The organism is Blastococcus sp. URHD0036, assembly GCF_000701365.1.
GTDB lineage: Bacteria > Actinomycetota > Actinomycetes > Mycobacteriales > Geodermatophilaceae > Trujillonella.
Map to the genome: position 1 here is coordinate 1 of NZ_JNIK01000003.1, position 24,071 is coordinate 24,071.

General features: G+C 71.9%; 23 protein-coding genes. 8 read left to right on the top strand and 15 right to left on the bottom strand.

The window, feature by feature from the left end; translation table 11 throughout:
- The 4 genes from N555_RS25520 to N555_RS0102535 form a co-directional block, all read right to left on the bottom strand.
- Nucleotides 1-326 (bottom strand): SDR family NAD(P)-dependent oxidoreductase (locus N555_RS25520; protein ID WP_034508519.1); only part of this gene is annotated, 326 nt, incomplete at its 3' end.
- 83 nt (nt 327-409) lie between these two features.
- Nucleotides 410-1,252, bottom strand: a complete 843-nt coding sequence (locus tag N555_RS0102525; protein WP_029429925.1) for an acyl-CoA thioesterase — start codon at nt 1,250-1,252, stop codon at nt 410-412.
- A 157-nt stretch (nt 1,253-1,409) separates the two neighbouring features.
- Nucleotides 1,410-3,023, bottom strand: a complete 1,614-nt coding sequence (locus tag N555_RS0102530; protein WP_029429926.1) for a class I adenylate-forming enzyme family protein — start codon at nt 3,021-3,023, stop codon at nt 1,410-1,412.
- 214 nt (nt 3,024-3,237) lie between these two features.
- Nucleotides 3,238-4,392 (bottom strand): amidohydrolase family protein, encoded by a 1,155-nt coding sequence (locus N555_RS0102535; RefSeq protein WP_029429927.1) that lies wholly within the window; start codon nt 4,390-4,392, stop codon nt 3,238-3,240.
- Nucleotides 4,393-4,784: 392 nt separating this feature from the next.
- On the opposite strand from N555_RS0102535, the gene N555_RS0102540 reads away from it, so the two are divergent.
- Nucleotides 4,785-5,540, top strand: a complete 756-nt coding sequence (locus N555_RS0102540) for a FadR/GntR family transcriptional regulator (RefSeq protein ID WP_081865934.1) — start codon at nt 4,785-4,787, stop codon at nt 5,538-5,540.
- 29 nt (nt 5,541-5,569) lie between these two features.
- Here the strand turns inward: N555_RS0102540 and N555_RS0102545 are convergent, their stop codons facing one another.
- The 8 genes from N555_RS0102545 to N555_RS0102580 form a co-directional block, all read right to left on the bottom strand.
- The gene (locus N555_RS0102545) at nt 5,570-6,814 is read right to left on the bottom strand and encodes an acyl-CoA dehydrogenase family protein (RefSeq protein ID WP_029429929.1); all 1,245 of its coding nucleotides are present in this window, start codon (nt 6,812-6,814) and stop codon (nt 5,570-5,572) included.
- Nucleotides 6,811-7,950, bottom strand: coding sequence for an acyl-CoA dehydrogenase family protein (locus tag N555_RS0102550; RefSeq protein ID WP_029429930.1), 1,140 nt, complete (start codon nt 7,948-7,950; stop codon nt 6,811-6,813). The genes N555_RS0102545 and N555_RS0102550 overlap by 4 nt, the downstream gene beginning before the upstream one ends.
- Before the next feature lie 21 nt (nt 7,951-7,971).
- A complete protein-coding gene (locus N555_RS0102555; protein ID WP_051683643.1) occupies nt 7,972-8,787 on the bottom strand; it encodes an enoyl-CoA hydratase/isomerase family protein in 816 nt (271 codons plus the stop codon).
- The gene (locus N555_RS0102560) at nt 8,784-9,791 is read right to left on the bottom strand and encodes an alpha-ketoacid dehydrogenase subunit beta (protein ID WP_029429932.1); all 1,008 of its coding nucleotides are present in this window, start codon (nt 9,789-9,791) and stop codon (nt 8,784-8,786) included. The genes N555_RS0102555 and N555_RS0102560 overlap by 4 nt, the downstream gene beginning before the upstream one ends.
- Nucleotides 9,779-10,804, bottom strand: a complete 1,026-nt coding sequence (locus tag N555_RS25525) for a thiamine pyrophosphate-dependent dehydrogenase E1 component subunit alpha (RefSeq protein ID WP_081865937.1) — start codon at nt 10,802-10,804, stop codon at nt 9,779-9,781. Before N555_RS25525 ends, N555_RS0102560 begins: the two co-directional genes overlap by 13 nt.
- Nucleotides 10,805-10,970: 166 nt before the next feature.
- Nucleotides 10,971-12,236 (bottom strand): amidohydrolase family protein, encoded by a 1,266-nt coding sequence (locus N555_RS0102570; RefSeq protein ID WP_197028885.1) that lies wholly within the window; start codon nt 12,234-12,236, stop codon nt 10,971-10,973.
- A gap of 155 nt (nt 12,237-12,391) precedes the next feature.
- Nucleotides 12,392-13,138 (bottom strand): cyclase family protein, encoded by a 747-nt coding sequence (locus tag N555_RS0102575; RefSeq protein WP_029429935.1) that lies wholly within the window; start codon nt 13,136-13,138, stop codon nt 12,392-12,394.
- Nucleotides 13,135-14,049: an enoyl-CoA hydratase gene (locus N555_RS0102580; RefSeq protein WP_034508622.1), complete on the bottom strand. Its 915-nt coding sequence runs from the start codon at nt 14,047-14,049 to the stop codon at nt 13,135-13,137. Before N555_RS0102580 ends, N555_RS0102575 begins: the two co-directional genes overlap by 4 nt.
- Before the next feature lie 275 nt (nt 14,050-14,324).
- Here N555_RS0102580 and N555_RS0102585 point away from each other — a divergent pair, with 275 nt between their 5' ends.
- The 4 genes from N555_RS0102585 to N555_RS0102600 all read left to right on the top strand — a co-directional run bounded on the left by N555_RS0102585 (nt 14,325) and on the right by N555_RS0102600 (nt 18,575).
- Nucleotides 14,325-15,812: an NAD-dependent succinate-semialdehyde dehydrogenase gene (locus N555_RS0102585; RefSeq protein ID WP_029429937.1), complete on the top strand. Its 1,488-nt coding sequence runs from the start codon at nt 14,325-14,327 to the stop codon at nt 15,810-15,812.
- 391 nt (nt 15,813-16,203) lie between these two features.
- Nucleotides 16,204-17,400, top strand: coding sequence for an ABC transporter substrate-binding protein (locus N555_RS0102590; protein WP_197028886.1), 1,197 nt, complete (start codon nt 16,204-16,206; stop codon nt 17,398-17,400).
- A gap of 89 nt (nt 17,401-17,489) precedes the next feature.
- Nucleotides 17,490-17,807, top strand: a complete 318-nt coding sequence (locus N555_RS29220; RefSeq protein WP_034508529.1) for an ArsR/SmtB family transcription factor — start codon at nt 17,490-17,492, stop codon at nt 17,805-17,807.
- Nucleotides 17,808-17,927: 120 nt separating this feature from the next.
- On the top strand, nt 17,928-18,575 hold the full coding sequence (locus N555_RS0102600) for a dihydrofolate reductase family protein (RefSeq protein WP_034508532.1): 648 nt from the start codon (nt 17,928-17,930) through the stop codon (nt 18,573-18,575).
- Here N555_RS0102600 and N555_RS0102605 read toward each other — a convergent pair.
- Both N555_RS0102605 and N555_RS0102610 read right to left on the bottom strand, forming a co-directional pair.
- On the bottom strand, nt 18,548-19,204 hold the full coding sequence (locus N555_RS0102605) for a response regulator (protein WP_029429941.1): 657 nt from the start codon (nt 19,202-19,204) through the stop codon (nt 18,548-18,550). The two genes, N555_RS0102600 and N555_RS0102605, sit on opposite strands and share 28 nt — an antisense overlap.
- Entirely contained in the window at nt 19,201-20,328 is a 1,128-nt protein-coding gene (locus N555_RS0102610) for a sensor histidine kinase (RefSeq protein WP_029429942.1), read from the bottom strand. The genes N555_RS0102605 and N555_RS0102610 overlap by 4 nt, the downstream gene beginning before the upstream one ends.
- Nucleotides 20,329-20,515: 187 nt before the next feature.
- Between N555_RS0102610 and N555_RS0102615 the strand changes: the two genes are divergently transcribed.
- Nucleotides 20,516-20,995, top strand: a complete 480-nt coding sequence (locus N555_RS0102615) for a DUF6326 family protein (RefSeq protein WP_029429943.1) — start codon at nt 20,516-20,518, stop codon at nt 20,993-20,995.
- A 481-nt stretch (nt 20,996-21,476) separates the two neighbouring features.
- On the opposite strand, the gene N555_RS0102620 is transcribed toward N555_RS0102615, so the two are convergent.
- Complete coding sequence (locus N555_RS0102620) at nt 21,477-21,968, bottom strand: hypothetical protein (RefSeq protein WP_156036114.1); 492 nt, start codon at nt 21,966-21,968, stop codon at nt 21,477-21,479.
- A gap of 258 nt (nt 21,969-22,226) precedes the next feature.
- Between N555_RS0102620 and N555_RS0102625 the strand changes: the two genes are divergently transcribed.
- Both N555_RS0102625 and N555_RS0102630 read left to right on the top strand, forming a co-directional pair.
- Entirely contained in the window at nt 22,227-23,093 is an 867-nt protein-coding gene (locus tag N555_RS0102625) for an acyl-CoA thioesterase (protein ID WP_051683648.1), read from the top strand.
- Between the two features lie 104 nt (nt 23,094-23,197).
- Complete coding sequence (locus tag N555_RS0102630; RefSeq protein WP_197028887.1) at nt 23,198-24,040, top strand: SCO6745 family protein; 843 nt, start codon at nt 23,198-23,200, stop codon at nt 24,038-24,040.
- Nucleotides 24,041-24,071: the final 31 nt, after the last annotated feature.

Sequence of the window (24,071 nt, forward strand, 5' to 3'; positions counted from 1 at the left end):
CCCAGCGGCATGATGCCGGCGTTGGCGACGACGACGTCGACCTTGCCGAGCTCGGCGATGCCCTGCTCCAGCGCCGCGGCCAGCTGGCTGCGCTCACGGACGTCGGCCTCGACGGTGACGATCCGGCGGTCGTGCGCCTCGACGAGCCGGGCGGTCTCCTTCAGGTCGTCCGGCGAGGACAGCGCGTACTCGTTGGTCGCGATGTCCTTGCAGATGTCGACGGCGATGATGTCGGCACCCTCCTCGGCCAGCCGCACCGCATGGCTGCGGCCCTGGCCGCGAGCGGCACCGGTGACGAAAGCGACCTTGCCCTCAACACGTCCCACGGGATGTCCTCTCCGTTCCGTTGATCGTCATCATGTTCTCGGCACGCGCGCACGGCGCTGCCCGGACCCGCCCGTCGGCGGCATCAGAAGGCCGTCGCCTCCCGTCCGACCGGGCTCTGCCCCTCGGGCCAGCCGCGGATCAGGGCGTCCTGCGAGAACGAGGCCACCAGCCGTCCGTCCTCGGTGAAGACGTCGGCGCGACCGAACGCGCGACCGTTGCCCGCGTGCACCGCCTCGTGGTCGATCAGCAACCACTCGTCGGCCCGGAACGCGTCCTCGAAGCTCAGCGAGTGGCTGACCACCCCGGTCGAGATCTCGACGTGCGCCATCGCCTGACCGAAGCCGGCGTGCGGGCGCAGTGCGGTGGCGATCAACCAGCCGTCGGTCGCGTAGGCCAGGAGCGCCCGCGAGATCCCCGGCTCGTCCGGGGCGCCGGGGAAGCGGACCCACATCTGCAGGCTCGGCGGCCCCGTCAACGTCGGGTCGGTGATGTCGACGCCCCCGACCAGGATCGTCTCGGGGGCCGCGAGTGAGTTCGAGTGGGCGCGGGTCGGGTCGGGCCCCGGCACCACCGGCATCGGTCGCGCGTGGCGGATGAGATCGGGCTCCTCGACGTCCATGAGGACGAGGGCGCGGGCACACAGCCGGTCGTCCTGCACGAAGCTCACGGTCAGGCTCCCGAGGTTCCGGCCGCCGTGCATCGACTCGACGCGGATGTCGGCCGGCCGGTCGGTGCGCACACCCCGGGCGAACACCGAGTGGATGGTCCGCACGCGCTTGTCCGGCTGGGTGCGCTGAGCCGCCACGATCGCCTGGCCCAGCATCTCTCCCCCGAAGACCACGCCCCGGCCCGCCTCGACGTGCTGGGCGCGATAGACGTCCGGCCCGACCGACTCGATCTCGAGCGCGTCCAACGTCTGCTGCATCTGGTCCAACGTGGGTCCTCCGGCGACTTCGACGGTGTGCGTTGCGCTGAATAGCATCAGATTCAAACGGGGTCCGCAAGGACCCGGGAACCCGTCCGTCGGACCGATCGGGTGGGCTGGCACCCCGCACCGACGACGGTCGTGCCCGACGGGCCACTCAGCGCGGCGCGGACGCCGTCCGGGCGCTGATCATGTCGGTGAGCTCGGGCCGGCGGACCTTGAACGTCGGCGTCCAGGGGATCTCCTGCGAGGAGAAGATCCCGATGGCGCCCGGGATCTTGAACGGGGACAGGTTCCCGCGCAGCGCCGCCTGCAGGTCGTGGGCGTCGAGGTCGCTGTCCGCGTCCAGGACGACGGCCGCCGCCACCACCTCTCCCCGCAGCGGGTCCTCCAGGGGGACGACGTAGGCCTCGGCCACCCCGTCGACGGCGAGCAACGCCTCGACGACCTCGGCGGGTGCGACGTTGGCACCGGACGTCTTGATCATCTCGACCATGCGACCGAGGAAGTGGATCGCGGCGCCGTCCCGCCGGCCCCGGTCGCCGGTGTGGAACCACCCGTCGGCGTCGAACCCGGAGTCGCGTGGCCGACGGTGGTAGCCGGGCGTCACGCAGCGCCCGCGGAGGCAGATCTCGCCGGTCCCGCCGTCGGCGACGGGCTCGAGATCGGGATCGACCACCCGCACCTCGAGGCCGGGCTGGACCGACTCGATCGGCGCGATCGGCCCCGATCCTCCCGAGCCCCACGAGTACGGCCCGAAGGTCTCGGTCATGCCCAGCGCCATCCGGTCGCCGTCCGGCGTCAGCAGCGCCGAGGACGCACCGTCGGGAGCCAGCCGCGGATCGGCGATCCGCAGGGACGTCCGGTCCGTCGAGGCGAATTCGGGGTGGGCCAGCAGCTGCTCCACCTGGTGCGGGTAGATGGCCAGCCTGCTGATGCGCTCGCGCTCGATCAACCGGAGCACCTCCCCCGCGTCGAACCGCTCGTGCCAGATCGACGTGCCCCCGGCGGCGAGACTGGTCACGAAGCTCATGGTGAGCCCGCCGATCCAGAACAGGACCTGGCTGGTGTAGGTGCGGTCCCCGGCCGCGAACTGCATCCGCTCCGCGAGATCACGGGCCCGGAAGGTCACGGTGTCGTGCAGGTGGGGAACGCCCTTCGGGTCGGCCGTGGTCCCCGACGTGTGGATCATCAGGCACACGTCGTAGGGCGTGACCTCGGCCTCGACGGCTGCGAGGAGTTCCTCGTCGACCAGGCCGAGGACGCCGTGGTCGCCCGGTGAGGACACCCAGGCCGTCGCCACGTCGCCGGTCGTGAACTCGATCCACCGCAGCATCGGCGCGGCCGGCAGGGCCAGCTGCGGCCGCTCGCTCCCGGCGAGTCCCGGGACGGCCTGCTCCAGGCGGCGGACCTGGTCCACGCCGACGACGTGGGAGGCGGTCAGGACTCCGGCCATGTCCCCGTGCCGGATGAGCCGGTGGAGCTCACGGCCGGGAGCGAAGGTCGAGATCGGGACCGCGATCGCCCCGATCCGGCACACGGCGGTCAGGGCGACGATGAAGTCCGGCCCGTTCCCGAACGACACGCCGATGCGGTCGCCCTTCCCGACCCCCCGTCCGAGCAGGTGGCGCGCCGTCACCCGGGACCGCTCGTCGAGCGCATCGAAGGTCAGTCGCGTGCCGTTTCCGACGACGGCCTCGGCGCTCCCGAACCTGGCTGCCGCCTCGCGCAGCAACTGCCCCATCGTGCCCGCTTCGATCGCGCCGGCCATGGGCCCGCCTCCCTGCTCTGGCCGTCCGGACGACTCCTCGGGGGCGAGGCCGTCCGGACCGGTGGACTGGTGTGCTGGACGTGCACGCGTCGGGTCACCGTCCGGACCCCCTGGACCCCTCTCGCAGCCGCACCATCTCGCCGCGGAGGGCCGTCGCCCGTCACCGGAGCCCGATCGACCAGATGCGCCGGCCCCTCGAGGCGGCCGCGCGAGGTCAGAACGGCTGGTCGATGACCGCCGGGTCGAACTTGAAGATCTCGAGCGCGTTCTCGCGGAAGATCCGGCGGGCCTCGTCCGCCGAGACGAACGCCGCCTGCTCGTCGACGAGGCGGCGCGAGTGGGGGAACGTGCCCTCCTCGTGCGGGTAGTCGTGCCCCCACATGAGCGACCGGTGGCCGGAGAGCGGGACACTGCGCATGCCCTGGAAGTCCACCTGGAACGTGGAGTGGATCTGGTTCCGGACGTACCAGCTCGGCGCGTGCTCGAGGTCCGGGTACACCGTGGGCTTGGACCGCTGCGCCTTGTGGATGTCGTCGTACTCGCGGAAGACCTTGTCGTAGTAGTCCATCAGCTCCATCACCCAGGCCAGCCACCCGGTGTTGAACTCGACGAAGACGACGTGCAGGTCCGGGTGCTTGGCCAGGACCCCGGACGTGGAGAGCAGCGCGGCCGTACGCGGGCCGATCGTCTCCGTGGAGACCAGGTTGGCGACCGTCGCGCCGGGACCGCGGTACCAGATGGTGTCGAACCCGGTCCCCTGGTGCATCACGACCGGCAGCCCGGCAGCGTCGATGGCATCCCACATCGGGTCCCAGGCCCGGTGGTTCCACGACGGCCCGTGGGCCAGGTGCGACGGGAGCATGACCGACCGCAGCCCCATCTCGGCGATCCGCTCCACCTCACGCGTCGCCTGCTCCGGTTCCCACGTCGGGATGAGACCGGCGCAGGAGAACCGCTGCGACTTGCTCTGCAGGGTGTCGTAGACCCAGTCGTTGTAGACCCGGCAGCTCGCCTCGCCGCCCTTGGCGTCCTCGAGCATCCAGACGTACAGGCCGATGGTCGGGAAGATGGCCTCGGCCACGATGCCCTCGGACTGCATCACCGCGAAGCGCTTCTCCGGGTCCAGGACGGAGAGCCGCTCGGCCTCGGACGCCATGTCCCGCTTGTAGACGTGCTGGCCCTCGAACACGACCTTCCAGCTGCCGTCCTCGCCGGACTGGATGCCCTCCATGGCCTGCGACCGCAGCGACGGCGGCAGGTTGCTCGCCCAGAGGTCGCGTGGCTCGTTGACGTGGGAGTCGGCCGAGATCAGACCGATGTCCGAGACCTTGCCAACCTGGGCGGCCTCGACCGATTCGACACTCGTCACTGCTCGTCCCCTCTCGGGTGGAGCCCCCGCCGCGCGCGGGTCCACCCGTGACCGTGACCGGACGGCCATCCGGTCGTCTTGAACCTTATCATGTTGCTTCTCCGTTGACGGCGCCGATCAATACCGGGCTGGGCCGTTCCGAACGATCCGCACCCGTGACCGAGCGTGATGGCCGCCGGCGACCGCACGGCGCCCGCAACCGACGCCGCCGTCGTCAACATGGTCATGTTGACGACGGCGGCCCGCTCTCCCAGGGGCTCCGGCACCGGGCCGGTCAGTGCTCCGGGCCCCGGACGGAGGGCACGCTCCACCTGCCCCGATGGGGGGAACCGTGCGCGCCGGCGCCGCTCAGCGGAGCCGGGAACCCGCGTCCGCGCATGTAGGGTTCCGCCGTGAGGACGTCGCGCAACGGTTACGCGCCGCGATTGGCAGAGCGCGTGGCCCGGGACATCGAACTCGACATCATCGCGAAGAACCTCGTCGCCGGGGACTCCCTCGGGCACGAGGCGGAGCTGATGGAGCGGTACGGCGTCAGTCGCGGCGTCATCCGTGAAGCGGTCACGCTGGTGGAACACCACATGCAGGCCGAGACCCGGCGGGGCGCCGGAGGCGGCCTCATCGTGGTCGAGCCGAGCGTCGGGGCCATCAGCGAGATGGCGTCGCTCTACCTCGCGCGCAAGCGGGTGTCCGTGGCGGACGTCTTCCAGACCCGGCTCCTGCTGGAAGCCGAGGCGATCGAGGAGATCGTCGCCTCGATGGACGAGTCGAAGGCAGCCGCTCTCCGCGAGGAGGCACGCCGGCCGCGCCCCGCTCCCGAGGACCTGGCGATGGAGTCGGAGCAGTTCCACCTGCTCCTGGCCACGCTGAGCGGGAACGGCGTGCTCGAGATGCTCGTGCCCATCCTCTCCGGTCTCGTGAACGACGTCTGGAGCGCCCGCCACCGGCGCCCCTCCGCACGCGAGCACACGGCGGCCTGGAACCGGGCGACCACGGAGCACGGCGCCATCGCGGAAGCGATCATCGCCGGCGACGCGGAGGCCGCCCGGCGCCACCTCGCCGAGCACCTGGAGCAGATCAGCGAGGCCCTGGCCGCCGACGAGCGGATCATCACCGCGCGCAGCATGACCGCCGACGGCGCGCGGCTGTAGGGACGCACGCCGGCCCGACCGCTGCGAGCTCACCCGCGGCGGCGGGCGTTCCGCAGGACCTCCTCGAACGGCACGTCGCGGTCGAACGAGGGTTCCCTCGGGAGCCCCAGCAGCCGCTCGCTGATGATGTTCCGCTGGATCTCGCTCGTGCCACCGCCGATGGTGGCGATCCGCGCGGTCAGCCACGCCGTGCCGGCGTTGTCGGGCTGCACGTCGTCGCCGTCCCAGGTGACGCCGTCCGCGCCGAGCACCGCGAGCCGGGTGCGGGCGACCCGGTGCCCGTCCTCCGACCCCCGCAGCTTGCCGAGCGAGCCCCACGGGCCCTGGTGCGTCCCGAGGGCCAGTCCCCGGATGATGCGGTCCCCGGTGAGCCGGGTGACCACGGAGTCGATGTAGGCGTCGGCCACGGCCTGGTTGTGCAGGTCCAGGGCCGCGCGCTCGCGGGCGACCGCCGCCAACTGCGTCGCCTCGGCGGTGCGGTCGACCACCATCGTGGTGCTGCGTCCGCCGGCCCCGAGCCGGCCGTAACCGATGTCGGCGGTCTGGTTCCGTTCGTGGACCATGAGCGACTGCACGACGGCCCATCCGTCGTCCTCGTCGCCGATGAGGTTCTCCCGTGGCAGGACCACGTCGTCGAAGAACTCCTCGCAGACGTCGCCCAGCTCGCCGTCGGCCATCCGCGTCCGGTGGACGCTGACGCCTGGGTCGTCCTTCAGCGGGACGATGACCAGCGAGAGACCCCGGTGCTTGGGCACGCTCCAGTTGGAGCGCGCCAGGCAGATGCCGTAGTCGGCGATGTAGGCATTGGTGCTCCACATCTTGGAACCGCTCAGCACGTAGTGGTCGCCGGTCCGGGTCAGCCGGGTCGTCGCCCCGGCGAGGTCCGATCCGCCGCGGGGCTCGGACAGCAACTGGATCATGATGATGTCGCCGCGGAGCAGCTGCGGCAGGAACTCGCGCTTCTGGGCCTCGGAGCCCCGCTCGAGCAGCAGCGGCGCCACCATGCCGATCGACACCCAGTACTGCCGCGGCACCTGCCGGCCGAGTTCGTCCGTGCAGTCGTAGAAGGCCCGCTGGTGGGCGAGCGTGAGCCCGGCGCCCCCGTGGTCGACCGGGAACGCGATGCCGCCGAACCCGGCGTCGTAGATGCGGTTCTGCAGCGTGCGGTCGTCGACGGGCTCGTCGTCCCACGTCGGCAGGTTGTCCTCGATCCACGTGCGCGCCCGAGCAGCGAAGTGCCCGACCGACTCCGTGGTGCCGGCCGTCGACGTCACAGCCGTCCTCCGTCCGCGAGCAGGTCCAGGAGCCGGCGGCGGTGGAGTTCCGGGGTCCCCCACATGGCGCGGTCGACCGCGGCCCGCCGGTTGTACAGGTGCAGGTCGTGCTCCCAGGTCACGCCCATCCCCCCGGTGATCTGCACGCAGTCGTCCACGATCTCCAGGCAGTGCCGGCCGACGTAGGCCTTGGCGATGCTGGCGAGCCGGGACGTCTCGGCGCTCTTCCCGTCGATGCTCGCGGCGAGCTCCTCGGTGACGGCCTTCATGCCCTCGAGATGGACCGCCATGTCGGCGAGCCGGTGCTTGAGCACCTGGAAGGAGACGATCGGGCGCCCGAAGGCGATCCGGTCCCGCCCGTACTCCACCGTCGTCTCCATCGCCCGCTCGGCGAGGCCGACCATCTCCGCGCACTGGAGGGCCAGCGCGAGCGCCAGCTGCCGCTCGACGACGTCGGCTGCCCGGCCCGGCTGCCCGACGACCGCCTCCACCGGCAGGCGGACCCCGGTGAGACGCACCCGGCCGTACCGCCGGGTCATGTCGACGCTGCGCCCCCGGAGGACGGTGACACCAGGCGCGTCCGCGGGCACGAGGACCTGGGTGAGACCACCGTCCCCACGGGCGGTCACCAGGAGGTGATCGGCGACGCCGGCGGCCTCGACGTAGGCCTTCTCCCCCTCGACGGTCACGCCGCCGTCGTCGATGACGGCGACCGTCTCGAGGGCGTCGGGGGTCCACCGGTCGCCCGGCTCGGCGAAGGCCCAGCCGGCGATCGCCTCACCGGCGGCGAGCGCGGGCAGCAGTGCTGTCCCCCGGTCCCCACCACCGGACCACGCGAGGGCCGCCGCGACGACGTTCACCGGCAGGACGGGTCCCGGTGAGACGAGCCGGCCGATCTCCTCGGCGAGGACGACCGCGTCGGTCACCGCGCGCCCCGACAGCGTGCCGCCGCCGTGGGTCTCCGGGACGAACAACGACGTCCATCCCAGCCGAGCCGCCTCGCGCCACCATCCGCGATCGAAGCCGTCGGGCTCGTCGTAGAGGTCCCGGACGGTGGTCAGGGGGGTCCGTGACTCGATGAACCTCCGAGCCGTGTCCCGGAAGGACCGCTGCTCGTCGGTCAGCTCCAGGTGCATGTCGATCCCTCCGCCGCTGCCCTAGCCGGCCGCGTGGGTCTGGTGGAACAGGGCGTGGAACTCGGCTCCGCGGGAGACGGCGTCCGCGACGCCGGCGACGTCGGCCCACCGGTCCACGGCCTGCTTGACGACGGCGAGGCGGTCCGCGGGCGTCTCCGCGATCCGGGCGGCGGACCCGGCGACCTGCTCCCGGAGGGCCTCGTCGCTCTGTACGACGACGTCGGCCAACCCGATCCGCGCGGCCTCCCGTCCCTCGACGAGGCGTCCCGTGAAGAGCAGCTCCTTGGTGCGGGCGACGCCGATGCGCAGCGGCCAGAAGCCGAGCGTCGGCGGGAGGCCGATCCCCTGCCGGACCTCCGGCATGCCGAAGCGCGCCGACTCCGAGCAGTACACGAGGTCGCAGCAGCCGACGATCTCGTTGGCGACCCCGAGGCAGTAGCCGTGCACCTGGGCGATCAGGGGCTTCGGCGAGTTCCGGAGGAGGAGCCAGTCGTGCGCCCGTTCGCGGTTGTTCACGAAGTCGCCGGCCGCCTCGGTGAGCGCCGCACTGCCCCCGAGCCCGGAGCCGATGGGCCTCTCCGCCGCCTCGTCCGGCGCGGCGGCCAGCGCCGTGACGTCGAAGCCGGCCGAGAACGCCCGTCCCTCCCCCGCCAGGACGACGACCCGGGTGCCGGGGTCGAGCATCGCCGCACGGACGGCTGCGCGGAACCGGGCCATCATCGGACCGTCGAAGGCGTTCAGCTTCTCGGGCCGGTTCAGCGTGATGGTGGTGACGGAGCCCTCGGTGGTCACGACCACCCGCTCGGTGCCCGCCTCGTCCCGCCGCGGCCCGGTCACGCCGGGACCGGCTGGAGGACGCGCCGGATGGACTCGGCCAGGTCTCGAGGTCCGGGCAGGACCCGGAGGGCATCGTCTCCGGCGGGGATGGGCACGTCGAGCGCAGCGCACCGCACCACGGGCGCCCGCAGCGAGGAGAAGGCCTTCTCGGCCAGGACCGCCGCGATCTCCGCGCCGAAGCCACCGGTCCGGTGTGCCTCGTGGGTGATCACGGCCCGGCCGGTCTTCCGCACGGAGGTGAGGAGCGTGGGTTCGTCCAGGGGCACCAGGGTCCGGGGATCGACCACCTCCACCGAGATGCCCTCGGCGGCCAGCTGCTCGGCGACGGTCACCGCGACGGGCACCATGGCCCCGAGCGCCACGACGGTCACGTCGTCCCCCCGCCGGACCACCGAGGCCTCGCCGATCGGGACCAGGTGGTCCCCGTCCGGGACCTCACCCGACACCGTCGAGTACATGCCCTTCTGCTCCATGAAGACGACCGGGTCGTCGCACCGCACCGCCGCCTTGAGCAGTCCCAGCGCGTCGGCCGGCGACGACGGCATCACCACGACGAGCCCGGGCGAGTGGCAGAACCAGGCCTCGTGGCTCTGCGAGTGCGCCGGTCCCGCTCCACCCATGTAGCCCTCGCCGCTGAGGTTGGTGCCGAACGGCAGGCGGACCACGATCGGCAGGCGGTTGCCTCCGCCGGTGACCGCGTACTCCTTGGACATCGTCGTCATGACCTGGTCGAGGGCGACCGTCACGAAGTCGGCCATCTGCATCTCGATGATCGGCCGGAATCCCTCGATGGCCATCCCGATCCCGGTACCGGTGTAGCCGGTCTCCGAGATGGGGAACTCGATGACCCGTTCCGGACCGAAGCGCTCGTGCAGGCCGCGCGTGGTGCCGAAGAGGCCACCCAGGGGACCCACGTCGATGCCCAGCAGGACGACCGACTCGTCGCGCGCCATCTCCTGGGCGTGCGCTTCGCCGATCGCCTCGCCGTACGTCATGGTGACCATGGCCCTCGACCTCTCATCCAGGCGGGGACGTCGGAGGCGTGGCCCAGGGCCCACGCCTCCGCGTCGCTGTACCGAGCTGTGTGTCCCGGGCGCCGGGCGCGGTCGGCACGCAGGGCCCGCGCCTCGGTCACCGCCCGGTCCACGATCGCGCTGAGTTCGCGCTCGATGCGCGCCTCCGCCTCCAGGGTGAGCTCTCCGGCGGAGATCAGCCGGTCGCGCTCGAAGGCGACGCAGTCGGCCGCGCGGGCTGCCGCGAGCTCCTCGGGCGTGCGCACGTCGTCGAGCGAGGAGACGTGCGGGCCCGGCCGCGAGACCTTGACCTCGAGGATGGTGGGCAGCCGATCGGCACGAGCCCGCTCGACCGCGGCGGCGGCCGCGGAGCGGACCGCGGTGACGTCCCGGCCGTCCACGATCCGCGCGTCGATCCCGTATCCCGCGCCGCGCAGCGCCAGGTCCGTCGCCTTCGTCGACTCGGCGAAACGGGTGCTCAGGCCCAGGCCGTTGTTCTCGATGACGAACACGACGGGCAGGTCCTTGACGCCCGCGATGTTCATCGACTCGTGCACGGCCCCTTCGTTGGTGGCCCCGTCGCCGATGCAGGCCACGACGACGTTCGGCTGCCGGCGCAGCCTGAAGGCCATCGCGAGCCCGACCGCCATGGGCAGCTGGCTGCCGACCAGCCCCGTGCTCCGGATCGTCCGGCCCTGACCGGGGTGCTGCGCCCGCGGGCCCGGGATGAGGCCGAAGCCCTGGAGGACGAGTTCCCGGACGGTCAGCCCCCGCGCGTGCTGGACGGCGGCCCCGGACCGGTAGTGGGTCTGCACCGCGTCGTCGACACGCACGACCGAGCCGACGCCGACGCCGATCGCCTCGTGGTTGAGGGCGGAGTGGTGGCTCTGCAACTCGCCGGTGAGCGCGATCGCGGTGAGGCGGCTCTCGGCGAGGCGACAGCCGAGCATCGCCCGGTAGAGCGTCACCGCCGAGGTCTCCGGCAGTGCTGGCGCAACGGTCATGTGTTGTCTCCACGGGCTCGGACAGCCGATGCCGCCTAGCGGTCGACGGCTGATCTCATGGGGTCGGACGACGCGAACCGCACGTCGCGCAGCGCCTGCGACCGACACGCGAGCGGGGTGCCGGCCACGGGGACCGGCACCCCACCTCGTGCGGTGGACGCGCAGGTCAGGCGGCGACGAGCTTCTCCGTCGGGTCGCACTTCATGAGCTTCGCGAGGGTGCTGCCCATGATCTGGGCCTTGTCCGCCTCCGGCAGCGGCTCGATCTCGTCGACGAACGACAGCGGGTCGCCGAGTCCCTCGGGATGCGGGTAGTCCGATCCGAACACGACCCGGTCCGCGCCGATGAGGTCGACGATCGTGAGCACGTCCTCCTCGAAGAAGGGGTGGACGACGAACGACCGCCGGAAGGCCACCACCGGGTCCTCGTCGAAGGAGCCCGGGTCCCGCTCGTACACCTTCTGGAACTGCTTGAGCGCGGTGTGCACCCACTGGCTGCCGTTCTCGATCGGCATGAAGCGGATGCCGGGGAACCGCGTGGCCAGTCCGTGTCCGACGATCGAGTAGATGCAGTCCCGGATCGACCGGTACTCGCTGCCGACGAGCGCGGCGAACGGGCTGGCCTTCGCGAAGGGCTGGAACTCGTCGGTGATGCCGTCCCACTCGTTGACGTAGCGGCGCGAGCCGTCGTCCGACGAGTGCATGCCGACGAGCACGCCGGCCTCCTGCACCCGGGACCAGAAGGGGTCGAACTCCGGCAACGCCATGGATCGGCGGCGCACACCGAAGTCCGGCACGGGTGCCGGCCGGACCAGGATCGCCCGGGCACCGCGCTCGACGACGTAGTCCAGCTCGCGGAGGGCCTCGTCGGGGATCGACAGGTTGATCACCGGCGTGGGGAAGATGCGGTTCTCGAAGTCGAACGTCCAGTGCTCGTGCATCCACTCGTTGAGCGCGTGCACCACGACCGCCGTCGCCTTGAGGTCGTCGGCCATGCGCTCCTCGAGCAGGCTGGCCAGCGTCGGCCACATCATCGCGCGGTCGATCCCCTGCTCGTCCAGCAGCTGGAGCCGGTCGGCGGGGTTGAAGAACGCCGGAGGCGACTCGATGTAGCGGGGCATCGCATCGGCCGGCCGCACCTCGTCCTTGGTGCTCCCGATGCCCACGATGTTCGTGCCGACGGTGTGCTTGGACGACGGGTTCTTGCGGCGGAACTCCGCCTCCTGGAAGCCGGGCGGGGCCACCTTGTTGAACGTCGGGTTCGGGATGTACTCGCTGATCTTGTTCTTGAGTGCGATCTTCGTCCGACCGTTGACCTGGACGTACTTGACCAGCCCGGCGTACTCCGGCGGGAGGTACTTCGTGAAGGCGTCGGTCGTCTCGTACATGTGGTTGTCCGCGTCGAACACCGGATAGCTCAGCGACTTCGGCAAGGGGATGGCCTCCTGTGGCTCGGGCCCGCAGCTCGGGGTCGGGACCGCGTCGCGCGGACCACGACTGGCTGGGCTCGTCGAATCTTACAAGGTTCGCGCTGTTTGGGAAGTCTCGACCGTCCCGTGGTCGGCGGAGGTCCCGGGCGGACGTCGCGTCACTGCGTGAGCGCGACGGCCCGGATCGGGCTGCCGCTGCCGCCCTCGAACGGGAGGGGCATCCCGACGAAGGTGAACCTCGGCGAGGGGATCCGGTCGATGTGCACGAGGTTCTCGATGATCGCGATGAAGTCCCCGGCGTGGAGACCGAGCGACCGGGGCCGGAGGAAGTTCATGTGCACCGGCGCCTGCAGGTCCCCGGCCACCGTCTCGACCGTCGCGTTGTCGATGCCGACCGTCGTCACGCCCCGGCCGCGCAGCCACTCCCCCGCTGCGCGGGTCAGCCCCATGTGCCGGGTCAGGTAGGCGTCCGGATCGCTGTCGACGTTCTCCGACCAGCCCGTGTGGACGAGGACGATGTCGCCGGGCTCGACGACCGTCCCCGCACGATGTTCGGCCTCCTCCAGGACGTCCGGCGTGACCTCCGCGCCGGGCCCCTTCACCGCCGAGCAGTCGAGCCAGATCGCCGGCCCGTACCCGCGCTCCACCGGCATGCGGTCGGCCGTGAACTCCGACGTCGGGTCGGCGTGCCACACGGAGTCCATGTGGGTCCCCGTGTTGCCGTTGAGCACCCACTGCTCGTTGGCGAACGACAGCCGCTCACCGTCGTAGGGGTTCCGCCGGTCCATGTGCCGGTACATCGCGTGGTCCAGCGTCCCGGCGAGTCGGACCGGCGTCCGGCCGTGCGCCGGATGCCCGATCATGCCCTCGCGCAGCACCAGCGTGAGATCGGTGAAGACGGTCACTGTCCGGCCGGCTCCCGCACGGCGAGGTGCTTGACGGCGGGGCGGACCGGCGGGGCCTCGTTCCACGCCGTGACGCCGTCCTCCGGCCTGGCCGCGGCCCAGCCGTCGTCATGGAGCTCGGCCCAGTGCGAGTGGTTGAGCTGGTGGATGGTGAAGCAGGCCTGCAGCGCGTTGTGGAAGCCCATGTTGTCGACGCTCTGGTTCACCGACTCCTTGATGAGCAGGGCCGACATCGTCGGGATCGCGGCGAGCCGTCGGGCGAAGTCCAGCGTGCGCGCGCCGAGGTCCTCCTCCGGGAAGACCTTGGACACCATGCCGAGCGCGTGGGCCTCGTCGGCGCCGATCGAGTCGCCCGTCATGAGCAGCTCCTTGGCCTTCCGTGGGCCGAACTCCCACGGGTGGCCGAAGTACTCGAGGCCGCACATGCCGAGCCGGGTACCGACCACGTCGGCGAAGGTCGCGTCCTCCGCCGCGGTGATGAAGTCACAGGCCCAGGACAGCATCAGACCGGCGGCGAAGACCTGGCCGTGGACCTGCGCGACGGTGACCTTGCGGAGGTTCCGCCACCGGAGCGTGTTCTGGAAGAAGTAGTGCCACTCCTGCAGCATCCGGTTCTCGGCTCCCACCCGGGTACCGCCGTTGATGCCGTAGCTGGGGTGGAGGCCGGGGCCCGGCGTCTGCTCCGCGATCGCCTCCCTCGACCCCAGGTCGTGTCCCGAGGAGAACATCGGGCCGGCGCCGCAGAGGATGACGACCCGGACACCGTCATCGGCCTCGGCGCGCTCGAAGGCCTCGCCGAGCTCGACGAGGAGACCCCGGCTCTGCGCGTTGCGCGTCCGGACCCGGTCGAGGGTGATGCGCACGATCGCGCCGTCGTCGAGGGGCTCGTACTGGATGTGCTTCCACGTCATCGTCGACTCCTCCATTGCCAGGGACGCAGCTCCTCGGCGGGTCGCCCGGGCTCGGGCCGACACGGCTGACAGGTCGAGGGACCAGGGCGAGAGCGCCGCCACTCATCCCGTCCCTGGTCCACGAGGAGTCGGATAGAATCTAATCAGGTTCTCAGTGATTCGCCATCCCCGGTCGTCGATCTCCCCGTCACCGACTGCGGCCGCGAGCGCGGTCCGCACCGACGCGGTGCCCGACCGGACACCCATCGGCCACCCCCGGAGACGAGGTCCCCTCCATGTCGATCGACGCCACGCTGTCGACCGCACTGACCGACCCCACCCTGCTGCGCTCCGGTGCCGCCCTCGCGGGCGACACCGGGCGATCGAGCGGAGCTGCCGGGGCCCTGTCGGTCGACGACCCCGGCACCGGCGAGCGGTTGGCCGTGCTCCCCTCGCTCGACCGAGCACAGGTGGCCGATGCCGTCGAGTCCGCACATCGGGCGCTCGGCGCCTGGCGGGGACGGTCGGGACACGAGCGGGCCGGCATCCTGCGCCGCTGGTCCGGCCTCGTGGTCGACAACGCGGGGGACCTCGCGACGATCATCGTCCGCGAGGAGGGCAAGCCGCTGCCCGAGGCCCGCGCCGAGGTCGCCTACGCGGCCTCGTTCATCGACTGGTTCGCCGAGGAGGCGAAGCGGATCCGAGGCGATGTGTTCGACGGTCCGGAACCGTCGCGCAGGATCGTCGTCCTCAAGGAGCCCGTGGGCGTCGTCGCCGCCATCACGCCCTGGAACTTCCCCGCGGCCATGATCACGCGGAAGGTGGCCCCGGCCCTGGCCGCCGGGTGCACGGTCGTGCTCAAGCCCGCCGAGCAGACGCCGTTGACCGCGCTCGCCCTGGCCGAGCTGGCCCGCCGCGCGGGCGTTCCCGACGGCGTGCTCACCGTGGTCCTGGGCGATCCGAGGGAGATCGGCCCCGAACTGACCGGCAACCCGCTGGTGCGGAAGGTGACCTTCACCGGTTCCACGGAGGTGGGGCGGCTGCTGCTGGTCCAGTCGGCTGCGTCGGTCAAGCGGACCTCGATGGAGCTGGGCGGAAACGCCCCGGTCCTCGTCTTCGACGACGCCGACCTGGACGTGGCCGTCGACGGGATCCTGGCGGCCAAGTACCGGAACACCGGCCAGTCCTGCATCGGTGCCAACCGCGTCTACGTCCAGTCGGGCGTGTACGCGGAGGTGGTCGCAGAGCTCGCCCGGCGGGTGTCCCGGTTGACCGTCGGCAGCGGCTTCGAGCCGGAGGTGCAGATCGGACCGCTCATCGACGAGTCCGCGGTCGAGAAGGTCGAGCAGCACGTCGCCGAGGCCGCCGGCCGGGGAGCGCGGATCGTCTGTGGCGGCTCCCGGCACGAACGCGGTGGGCGGTTCTTCCAGCCCACCGTGCTGGCCGACGTCTCCCCCGGCATGCTCATCACCCGCGAGGAGACCTTCGGCCCCGTTCTCGCGCTCATCCCGTTCGGCGACGAGTCCGAGGCCGTGCGGCTGGCGAACGACTCGGACTCCGGTCTCGCCAGCTACCTGTTCACCCGGGACGCCGAGCGGTCGTGGCGGGTGGCCGCGGCCCTCGAGGCGGGCATGGTCGGGATCAACACCGGATCCATCTCGAACGAGGTCGGCCCGTTCGGAGGCGTCAAGCAGTCCGGGCTCGGACGCGAGGGCTCGGTGTACGGCATCGACGAGTACCTGGAGCTCAAGTACCTGTCCTGGGCGGGCGCCGGCGCGCGCTGATCCGGCCGCTCGCCCGTTGCCGCAGGCCCTGCACGCCGATGAATCTCACCATGTTCTGTCGGCCGCGGTGCGGGGCGCCCCCGCGGTGCGACGAAAAGCCACATCGAGGCGTCCCCATCCCCACCAGCAAGCCGCTCACCAGCTCTTTCTCGGTTGGAGCAGCGGTCCTGGCACGTGCCGACGGCGATCTCGCGGCAGGGTCCGCCACATCGCAACCCGGTAACGATGTCGGCGAATCTCCACCGATTCGCGCGCAAGCTAGTGACAGCGACCACAGCGGCGGTGCAGGGTCCGCGGAGCGGTCGCCCGATCGCGACGCGATCCCGGATCTGATGGGAGCACCCCGAACATGCGCAAACGAGGTCTGGCAGCGATGGGCGCCCTGTGCGCGATGAGTCTCGTGCTCGCCGCCTGCGGCAGTGACGACGAGTCCGACGGCGGCGGTGGGGGCGGTGGCGGGGGCGGCGGAGGCGGCACGCTCGACATCGGGTTCCTGACCTCGTCGAGCGGACCCAACGCAACCGCCGCCCAGGCGTCGGTCCGCGGGGCGCAGGCCCGCTTGGATGCCTACGAGGAGGCCGGCGAGGGGTGCGCCGGCGACGTCGACTTCACCCTCGTCCAGGGGGACGACGCCTCCAGTGCCCAGGGGGCGCTGGCCGGCGCGCAGAAGCTGATCCAGCAGGACGAGGTGTTCGCCCTCATCGAGGTCTCCCCGTTCTTCCCGGGCGCCGCTCCGTACCTGACGTCGCAGGGCAGCAGCACCCCGGTGTTCGGCGGCGCGTTCGACGGTGCCGAGGAGTGGAGCAACACCGACGACAACATGTTCGCCAACGGCTACGTCCCCAACTACGAGGCGGTGTACAGCACCGCCGGCGACTTCCTGAAGTCCCAGGGCGCCACCAAGGTCGCCGGGATCGCGTACGTGAGCCCGAGTTCGCAGGCCGCCCTGACCGGCGGCTTCGCCTCCATCGAGGCAGCCGGCCTGCAGACCGGCTACTCCAACAACAGCGTCCAGTTCGGCAGCACGGACGTCGGGCCCCTGGTCCTGGGCATCCTCGACTCCGGTGACGACGCGGTGTACACCACGATCAACTTCGACACGTCGCTGGCGCTGGTCGCCGGCCTGCGCCAGGCCGGCTGGGACGGCACGTTCATCTCGCCGACCGGCTACGGCGCCGACCTGCTCGGCTCCGAGCCGGCGGTGCAGGTGGCCCAGGGCGTGATCTTCTCCAACTCCTGGACCCCGGTCGAGGAGAGCACCGAGGGCGGCGACGCCATGAAGGCCGCCCTGCAGGCGGCCGGCAACGAGTCGGGCATCCCGGGCTACTACGAGAGCCAGGGCTACTTCGGCGCCGACATGATGCTGTACGCGCTCGAGAAGGCCGGCTGCGACGCCTCGCAGGCGGACGTCATCTCGACGATGCAGCAGGACGAGGGATGGGACGCCGACGGCCTGTTCCCGACGCCCGTCTCGCAGACCACCACGGAGTACGACGAGAACTGCCTGTTCTTCGTGGAGTTGCAGGGCAACGAGTTCGTCCCGGTCGAGGGCGGCGACCCGGTCTGCGGGACGCGGATCGACGGCTGATCCGCACCTCACGGGCGCCGGTGCCCGCTCCGTCCGGAGCGGGCACCGGTGCGATCCACGGCGACCCAGCGCAGACGAAGGGACTCGATGTGGGCAGCGCGCCTCACCCGGACGTCTTCCGGGCTCTGGCCGACCCCGTCCGCTGGGCGCTCCTGGAGCGCCTGTCCCGCGAGCCCGAAGTGGCGCGGAAGGACCTGTACGAAGCGCTGGCCCTGCCCCAGACCGCCCTCTCCTACCACCTCCACGTCCTCCTGGACGCCGGGCTCGTCGAGATCCGCAAGGACGGTCGCAAGCTGTACTGCAGGCTCTCCCATCGGACCCTGTCTGCACTGCAGGACGCACTCGGGGGTCTGACGCCGTGTGACGAGGCAGCGCGGGGTGACTCACTCGATGCTGCTCGCCCTTGATGGCCGAACGCCGTCGCGTGGGGGACAGGCGCCGACAGCTGTGGTTCCGAAGGGCCGATGACCCCGTGACGGGAGCGGAGTCTGAGGGATGACCGACACGTCGAGCCCAGGAGACCTCCGATGTCCGCGACCGTCTCGTACATGTCCATGTCCCTGGACGGCTTCATCGCCGGACCGGACGCGGGCCCGGGCAACGGGCTCGGCGACGGCGGGGAGCGCCTGCACGAGTGGGTGCTGACCGGCGCCGCGAACGATGACGGGACCGGGACTCCCGCCCTCGTGCAGGGCGGGGTCAACGGCCGGATCGTCGACGAGTTCATGTCCACCGGAGCAGTCGTCGCGGGTCGGGGGACGTTCGAGCCGGCCGGCGGCTGGGGCGGGGACCACCACGACGGCGTCCCGATCTTCATCCTGAGTCGCCGGGACCCCGGCATCGACATCACGGCGTGGCCGCTGGTGACCTACCTGGACGACGTCGGCACCGCCATGGCGCAGGCCAAGGAGGCCGCCGGTGACAGGAACGTCCTCGTGCACGGGGCGGCGGTCACCCAGCTGGCGCTGGCGGCAGGTGTCCTCGACGAGCTGGAGATCCACCTCGTCCCGGTCCTGCTGGGCGGGGGGCGTCGGCTGTTCGGCGACCAGGGCCCCCACGATGTCGAACTCGACCGGACGCGGGTGCTGCACGGAGAGGACGGCGTCACGCACCTGCACTTCCGCGTGAGACACGGCGTGGAAGCCGATCAGAGTTCGACGCGGCGCGTCTCGTAGGCCCACATGACGATCTCGACCCGGTTGCGGGCGTGCAGCTTGCGCATCAGGGCAGCGATGTGTGTCTTGACGGTGCTGAGGCTGATGGCCAGCTCGTCGCCGATCTCGCTGTTGGTCCTCCCGCGCGCGGCAGCGAGCAGCACCTGTTCCTCCCGAGCCGTCAGCGGCTCGACGGGCTCGGGTGGCACCGGGCGTGCGCGGCTGGTGGCGAAGGAGGACAGGAGCCGCGCGGTGATGTTCGGGGCGATCAGCGCGTCGCCACGGGCGGCGGCGTGCACGGCCTGGGCGAGCAGGTCGGCGCCGGCGTCCTTGAGCAGGAACCCGCGGGCGCCTGCCTTCAGCGCGCCGTAGACGTACTCGTCGAGGTCGAAGGTGGTGATCACGACGACGGCCATCGGGTCCACGACATCGGGTCCGGCGAGCTGCCGGGTGGCCTCGATCCCGTCGACGTCCGGCATGCGGATGTCCAGCAGGCACACATCGGGTCGCAGCGCACGCGCCAGGGCGATCGCCTGTCGGCCGTCAGCGGCCTCGCCGACGACGGTGATGCCCGGCTGGGCGTCCAGGATCATGCACAGCCCCGCCCGGACGATGTCCTGGTCGTCCGCGACGAGCACGCGGACGGTCATGACGCACGCACCGTGGACGGCAGCGCGGCGTCGACGCTCCAGCCGCCGGCCGGGTCGGGTCCCGCCCGGAGGCTGCCTCCGATCAGGCTCGCGCGTTCCGCCATGCCGCGCAGCCCGAAGCCAGCAGTTGCGGCCGCGGGTTGCGCGCCGTCGTCGTGCACGCGCAGGCGCACCCGGCCGTGGGACGCGGTGACGTCGACGGTGACCTCGGTGGCCCCGGATGCGTGCCGCGTCGCGTTGGTGACCGCCTCGGCGGCGATCAGGTAGAGGGCGGTGCTGACCGCCGGGTCCACGGCGTCGACGTTCCCGGAGACCTGCACGCGGACGCCCAGCACCTCACCGCCCGGCCGGGCGAGCCGCTCGATGTCCGCCACGCCCCGGCGGGGGGCGAGATCGGCGTCGGTCCCGTCGCGCAGCACGCCCACGAGCGCCCGCATCTCATGGAGGGTCCTGGACGCCTCCTCCTCGATGGTGACCAGCGTGGCCAGCGCGCGTGCGGGATCTGCGGCCGACAGCGCGCGACCTGCCTGCGCCTGGACCGCGATCGCCGAGACGCGGTGCCCGACGGTGTCGTGCAGCTCGCGGGCCAGCTCGTTGCGCTGACGCAACCGCACCTGCTCGATCTCGCGGACGCGGCTCGTGGTGCGGTAGCGCACTGCCGCGCCGAGGGCGGCCGAGAACAGGAAGAAGGCGTAGCCGGCGACCTTCTCCGCGGGTGAGGTCGGGTCCACCACCAGGGTGACGGGCAGCCAGACGAGGACGATGCCGAGTCCGAGGGCAGCCTCGCGGCCCGCCCCCCAGCGCAGGAGGGCGTAGGGCAGCACGAGCACCCCGGCGATGCTCTGCAGGCCGGTGACGTCGACGGTCACGATCCTCGCGACGTCGAAGGCGAGGAGGGTCCCGAACGCGACGGCGACCGCGGCCAGCGGGTGCGTGCGCCGCCACATCAGGCACGCCGCGACGACCAGGCTCACGCCGAGGACCAGGGGCGCCCACGCCTTGTCCTCGCGCAGCAGCACCTCGGCGAACGAGCCCGTGACGAGGACCGCCACGAGCGCCCAGTCCCGCCAGACCCGCACAGGCGGGCGATCCGGTCGCGGCTCGGCCCACAACGCAGCCAGCATGTTCCCCCCTCGCCGCCAACCTAGAGGGGTCGCCGCGGGGGCGGATCAGCCGAAAGTACGGCGGATGTCCCGTCCCGACGGCCAGGGCAGCTGGAGCCCGCAGGCGGATGTGTCGCCGGTCGACGCCGGCCACGGTGAGGACGTCGACCGAGCCGCCCTGGCCGGCCGCCAGCATCGAGGAGAACCGATGACCAGAAGCAGCACGACCGCCGGCGCGTTCGAGCAGGCGCGGCTCCCGGTACAGGCCAGGCTCGCCGCGGCCTGGACCAGCTTCATGTTCCTCTACATCTACGTCGACTACCTCCACCTGTACAAGCCCGGGAGCATCGACGAGATCCGGAGCGGCGTCGTCCACGAGTTCGACACCGGCCCGACCTTCGTCGGCCTCGCGCTCACGCTCGTGGCCGTCCCGATCCTCATGATCGTGCTCTCCACGACGCTGCCCGCCCGGGTCAACCGCGGCACCAACCTCGTCGTGGCAGCGCTCTACATCCCGGTCTCGATGTACAACGTGGCCGGCGAGGAGTCGTGGGACTACGCCTACTTCTACGGCTTCTCCATCGGACTCGAGGTGCTGCTCCTGGCCTACGTCCTGCGCGCCGCGTGGACCTGGCCCCGGACCACCGGAGCCACCGCCGACCGCGACCTCGCCCAGGCCCGGGGGTGACGATCGAGGCAGGCCCGGTCGCAGGACGAGTGGTCCTCCTCAGCTGGAGATCCCGTTCCCACCTAACCTTCGTGGAACTGCACTCACACGGGGGTCGGCATGGGAAAGCGCTTCAATCCACCGCCCAACTGGCCGGCTCCACCGGAGGGCTGGTCGCCGCCCGAGGGCTGGCAGCCGGACCCGGCGTGGGGCCCGCCACCGCCGGGATGGCAGCTGTGGGTGGCGGACGAGCCGCGCGGACTGTTCGCGCGACTCGTCGGCCGCAGCCCCTCGTCGCGGCCGCCCCGCGCCATCGATCCGTCAGCACCCGCGGCCCCCGCGGCACTGGCCGTGGAGCCGCCGACCACGTTCGCCCGCAACCTCCCGCCGGTCCCCCCGTCGCCTCGTCCAGCGCCGACACCGCCGGACCGCGGGACGGCCCCGTCACAGGACGCCCAGAGTTGAGTTCGAGCGCTCCGCCGGTCTCGAGGGACGTGCGGTGCTACGGGCCGGCCTGCGTGACCGGGCGGCCGGCGAGGGCCGTCATGACCTCGACGGCGGCGTCCCAGTACCGCTCGTAGTGGTACGGGTCGGCGTTGCGCTGGGTGCGGTGCGCGGCGATGGTGGGCGGGAGGGCCTGCCAGTCCGGCACCTGCCGCAGCGCCCGGAAGAAGTTGGTCGCGCTGGTGGTGGGGTCCATCCGATCCGCGTACGTCCCCCAGGCCCCGTTGGCCCGTTGCTGGAACAACCCGCGCGAGTCGGGACCGACGGCGTCCCCGCGGTCCAGGACCCGGAGCGAGGACTCCCCCATCGCGGTCATGACGCCGATCGTCTGCGCGCAGGTGTCCAGGCCCAGCGCCTGACCCGCGTTCACGATCGCGGCCGCATGGGCCAGTTGCTCGGCGCCGTAGCCGGCGACCGGACCCTCCGGCACCGCTGCGACGTCCACCCGGATCCCGGCCTCGGCCACGGCGCACTGCGGTGACGAGGGCATCTCCCCTCCCGTCCGGCGAGGAACCACCACGAGCAGCGCGACCGCCAGTAGGCCCGCGACCAGGACGACGACGAGCGGTCCCTGCGGCCACCACGGAGGTCGCCCGACCCGACGGGACTCGGACGGCATCCTGCTCCCTCGTTCGCCTGCTGGGACACCTCCCCAACGAACGAGCCGACGCCGGGGTCCCCGACGGAGCTGACGCCGGACTTGCGAGGATCCCGCGGTGCACAGCGCTGAGCGGGCCGGCTCCACGGCATGACCGGGTTCGAGGAGCTGCTGGAGCTGGAGCGGACCGGCGAGGCGACGTTCCGGGCGGCCGGGCACGGGCGGACCGGCACGAACCTCGCCTTCGGCGGCGCCGCGGTCGCGCAGTCCCTCATGGCGGCGGCCCGGACGGCGGACCCGGGCCGGGGAGTCCACTCCCTGCACGCCTACTTCCTGCGGTCGGCCGAAGCGACGGCGCCGACGACGTTCCGGGTCGAGCCGATCCGGGACGGCGGCAGCTACACGACGCGCACCGTCACCGCCGAGCAGGACCACGGCGTCGTCCTCCGGTTGACCGCGTCGTTCTCCGTGCCCGAGGAGGGGATGGAGCACCAGGTGCCCGTGCTGGACGCCCCGGGCCCGGAGGACTCACCAGGCACGGCGGAGGCGGGCGCGGCAGCCACCGGGACGGTCCGCGAGTGGTTCGAGACCGTCTCCCGGCGCCACCCGTTCGAGCTGCGCTTCGCGACCGAGTTGCCACGGCTGGCCGCCGGCCGCGGGGAGAGCGCGCCGCCACGGCAGCGCCTGTGGCTGCGTGCGCGCGACCCGCTGCCCGACGACGACCTCCTGCACGCCTGCGCGCTGGCGTACGCGTCGGACATCCTGCTGCTGTCGACCACCCTGGCCCCGCACGCGACGATGATCGGCGCCCCCGGGATCTCCGCCGCGAGCCTCGACCACGCGGTGTGGTTCCACCGCCCCGTCCGGGCCGACCAGTGGCTCTTCTACGACCAGGAGAGCCCCTGGGCCGGCGGCGGTCGCGCCCTCGGGCAGGGGCGGCTCTTCGACCGGAGCGGCCGGCTGGCCGCCACCGTCGTCCAGGAGGGCATGATCCGGCGCCGCCCGGCGGCCGAGTAGGCAGCGTGGTCGACACGAGCGGGCGGTCACCACCACGCCCGAGCGCTGAGTTCGGCAGGGCCCGGCCGTCCCAGTGAGAGGAAGCCCGCACGAGGCGGCTCTCCGTGGACGAGGAGTGGGCGATGAACCCGATGGCGCGCCGGATGTTCGAGCTCACCGAGCCGATCGGTGCCCTCCCCTACTCGGCCGACGACCCGAACGAGACGATGTTCGCCCTCGGGTTCACGAACTTCTGGGACACCTACTTCGCCGGGCGGGCCGCACCCCTGGGCATCGTCCCGGCGGAGGTGGTCGACGCGCTCTTCTACAACTTCGCTCCTGGCGAGGTGGCCCGCCACATCCCGTCGGTGTGGAGCACGACCACCCCGGAAGCCGCCCTCGCCGCCCGGTGGGAGGGCTGCACCAACGCCCTCCGGCGGATCCTCGGCCACCACGTCGACTCCCCCGCGTTCGCCCGGGCCACCGACCTGCTGACGAGGGCCGCGACCAGCGCTCCGGTCGAGGGCCGCCCCATGTACGCCGCGCTGCGCGCGCTGCCGTTCCCCGAGGAGGGGGCGACCCGCCTCTTCCACGCGGCGTCGCTGCTCCGCGAGCACCGCGGCGACGGGCACATCGCGGCGCTGATGACCGAGGGCATCGGCGGGCTGGAGGCCCACGTGCTCTTCGCCCTCGGCATGGAGATGCCGGCGGAGCGGTTCGGGCGCATCCACCACCTCCCGGCGGCGCAGATCGCTGCCGTCGTCGACGGCATGCGCGACCGCGGCCTCATCGGGGACGACGGGTGGCTGAGCGAGCAGGGGCGGGCGGTCCGGCAGCGGGTCGAGGACCGCACCGACGACCTGGCGGCGGCGCCGTACCGGTGTCTCGAGCCCGCGGAACTCGACGAGCTCCAGGCCGTCCTGGAACCGTTGGCGGCGCTGCTGGTCGCCGACCAGGACTTCGGCTGACGACTGCCGGCCGCGGCGACGGACCGCGCGG

Excerpts from the sequence above, each read along its gene's own strand:
- N555_RS0102525 (WP_029429925.1), bottom strand. The coding sequence starts at position 1,252 with ATGCAGCAGACGTTGGACGCGCTCGAGATCGAGTCGGTCGGGCCGGAC.
- N555_RS0102530 (WP_029429926.1), bottom strand. The coding sequence starts at position 3,023 with ATGGCCGGCGCGATCGAAGCGGGCACGATGGGGCAGTTGCTGCGCGAG.
- N555_RS0102550 (WP_029429930.1), bottom strand. The coding sequence starts at position 7,950 with ATGCACCTGGAGCTGACCGACGAGCAGCGGTCCTTCCGGGACACGGCT.
- N555_RS0102560 (WP_029429932.1), bottom strand. The coding sequence starts at position 9,791 with ATGGTCACCATGACGTACGGCGAGGCGATCGGCGAAGCGCACGCCCAG.
- N555_RS25525 (WP_081865937.1), bottom strand. The coding sequence starts at position 10,804 with ATGACCGTTGCGCCAGCACTGCCGGAGACCTCGGCGGTGACGCTCTAC.
- N555_RS0102580 (WP_034508622.1), bottom strand. The coding sequence starts at position 14,049 with ATGACGTGGAAGCACATCCAGTACGAGCCCCTCGACGACGGCGCGATC.
- N555_RS0102585 (WP_029429937.1), top strand. The coding sequence starts at position 14,325 with ATGTCGATCGACGCCACGCTGTCGACCGCACTGACCGACCCCACCCTG.
- N555_RS0102590 (WP_197028886.1), top strand. The coding sequence starts at position 16,204 with ATGAGTCTCGTGCTCGCCGCCTGCGGCAGTGACGACGAGTCCGACGGC.
- N555_RS0102600 (WP_034508532.1), top strand. The coding sequence starts at position 17,928 with ATGTCCGCGACCGTCTCGTACATGTCCATGTCCCTGGACGGCTTCATC.
- N555_RS0102605 (WP_029429941.1), bottom strand. The coding sequence starts at position 19,204 with ATGACCGTCCGCGTGCTCGTCGCGGACGACCAGGACATCGTCCGGGCG.
- N555_RS0102610 (WP_029429942.1), bottom strand. The coding sequence starts at position 20,328 with ATGCTGGCTGCGTTGTGGGCCGAGCCGCGACCGGATCGCCCGCCTGTG.
- N555_RS0102615 (WP_029429943.1), top strand. The coding sequence starts at position 20,516 with ATGACCAGAAGCAGCACGACCGCCGGCGCGTTCGAGCAGGCGCGGCTC.
- N555_RS0102620 (WP_156036114.1), bottom strand. The coding sequence starts at position 21,968 with ATGCCCTCGTCACCGCAGTGCGCCGTGGCCGAGGCCGGGATCCGGGTG.
- N555_RS0102625 (WP_051683648.1), top strand. The coding sequence starts at position 22,227 with ATGACCGGGTTCGAGGAGCTGCTGGAGCTGGAGCGGACCGGCGAGGCG.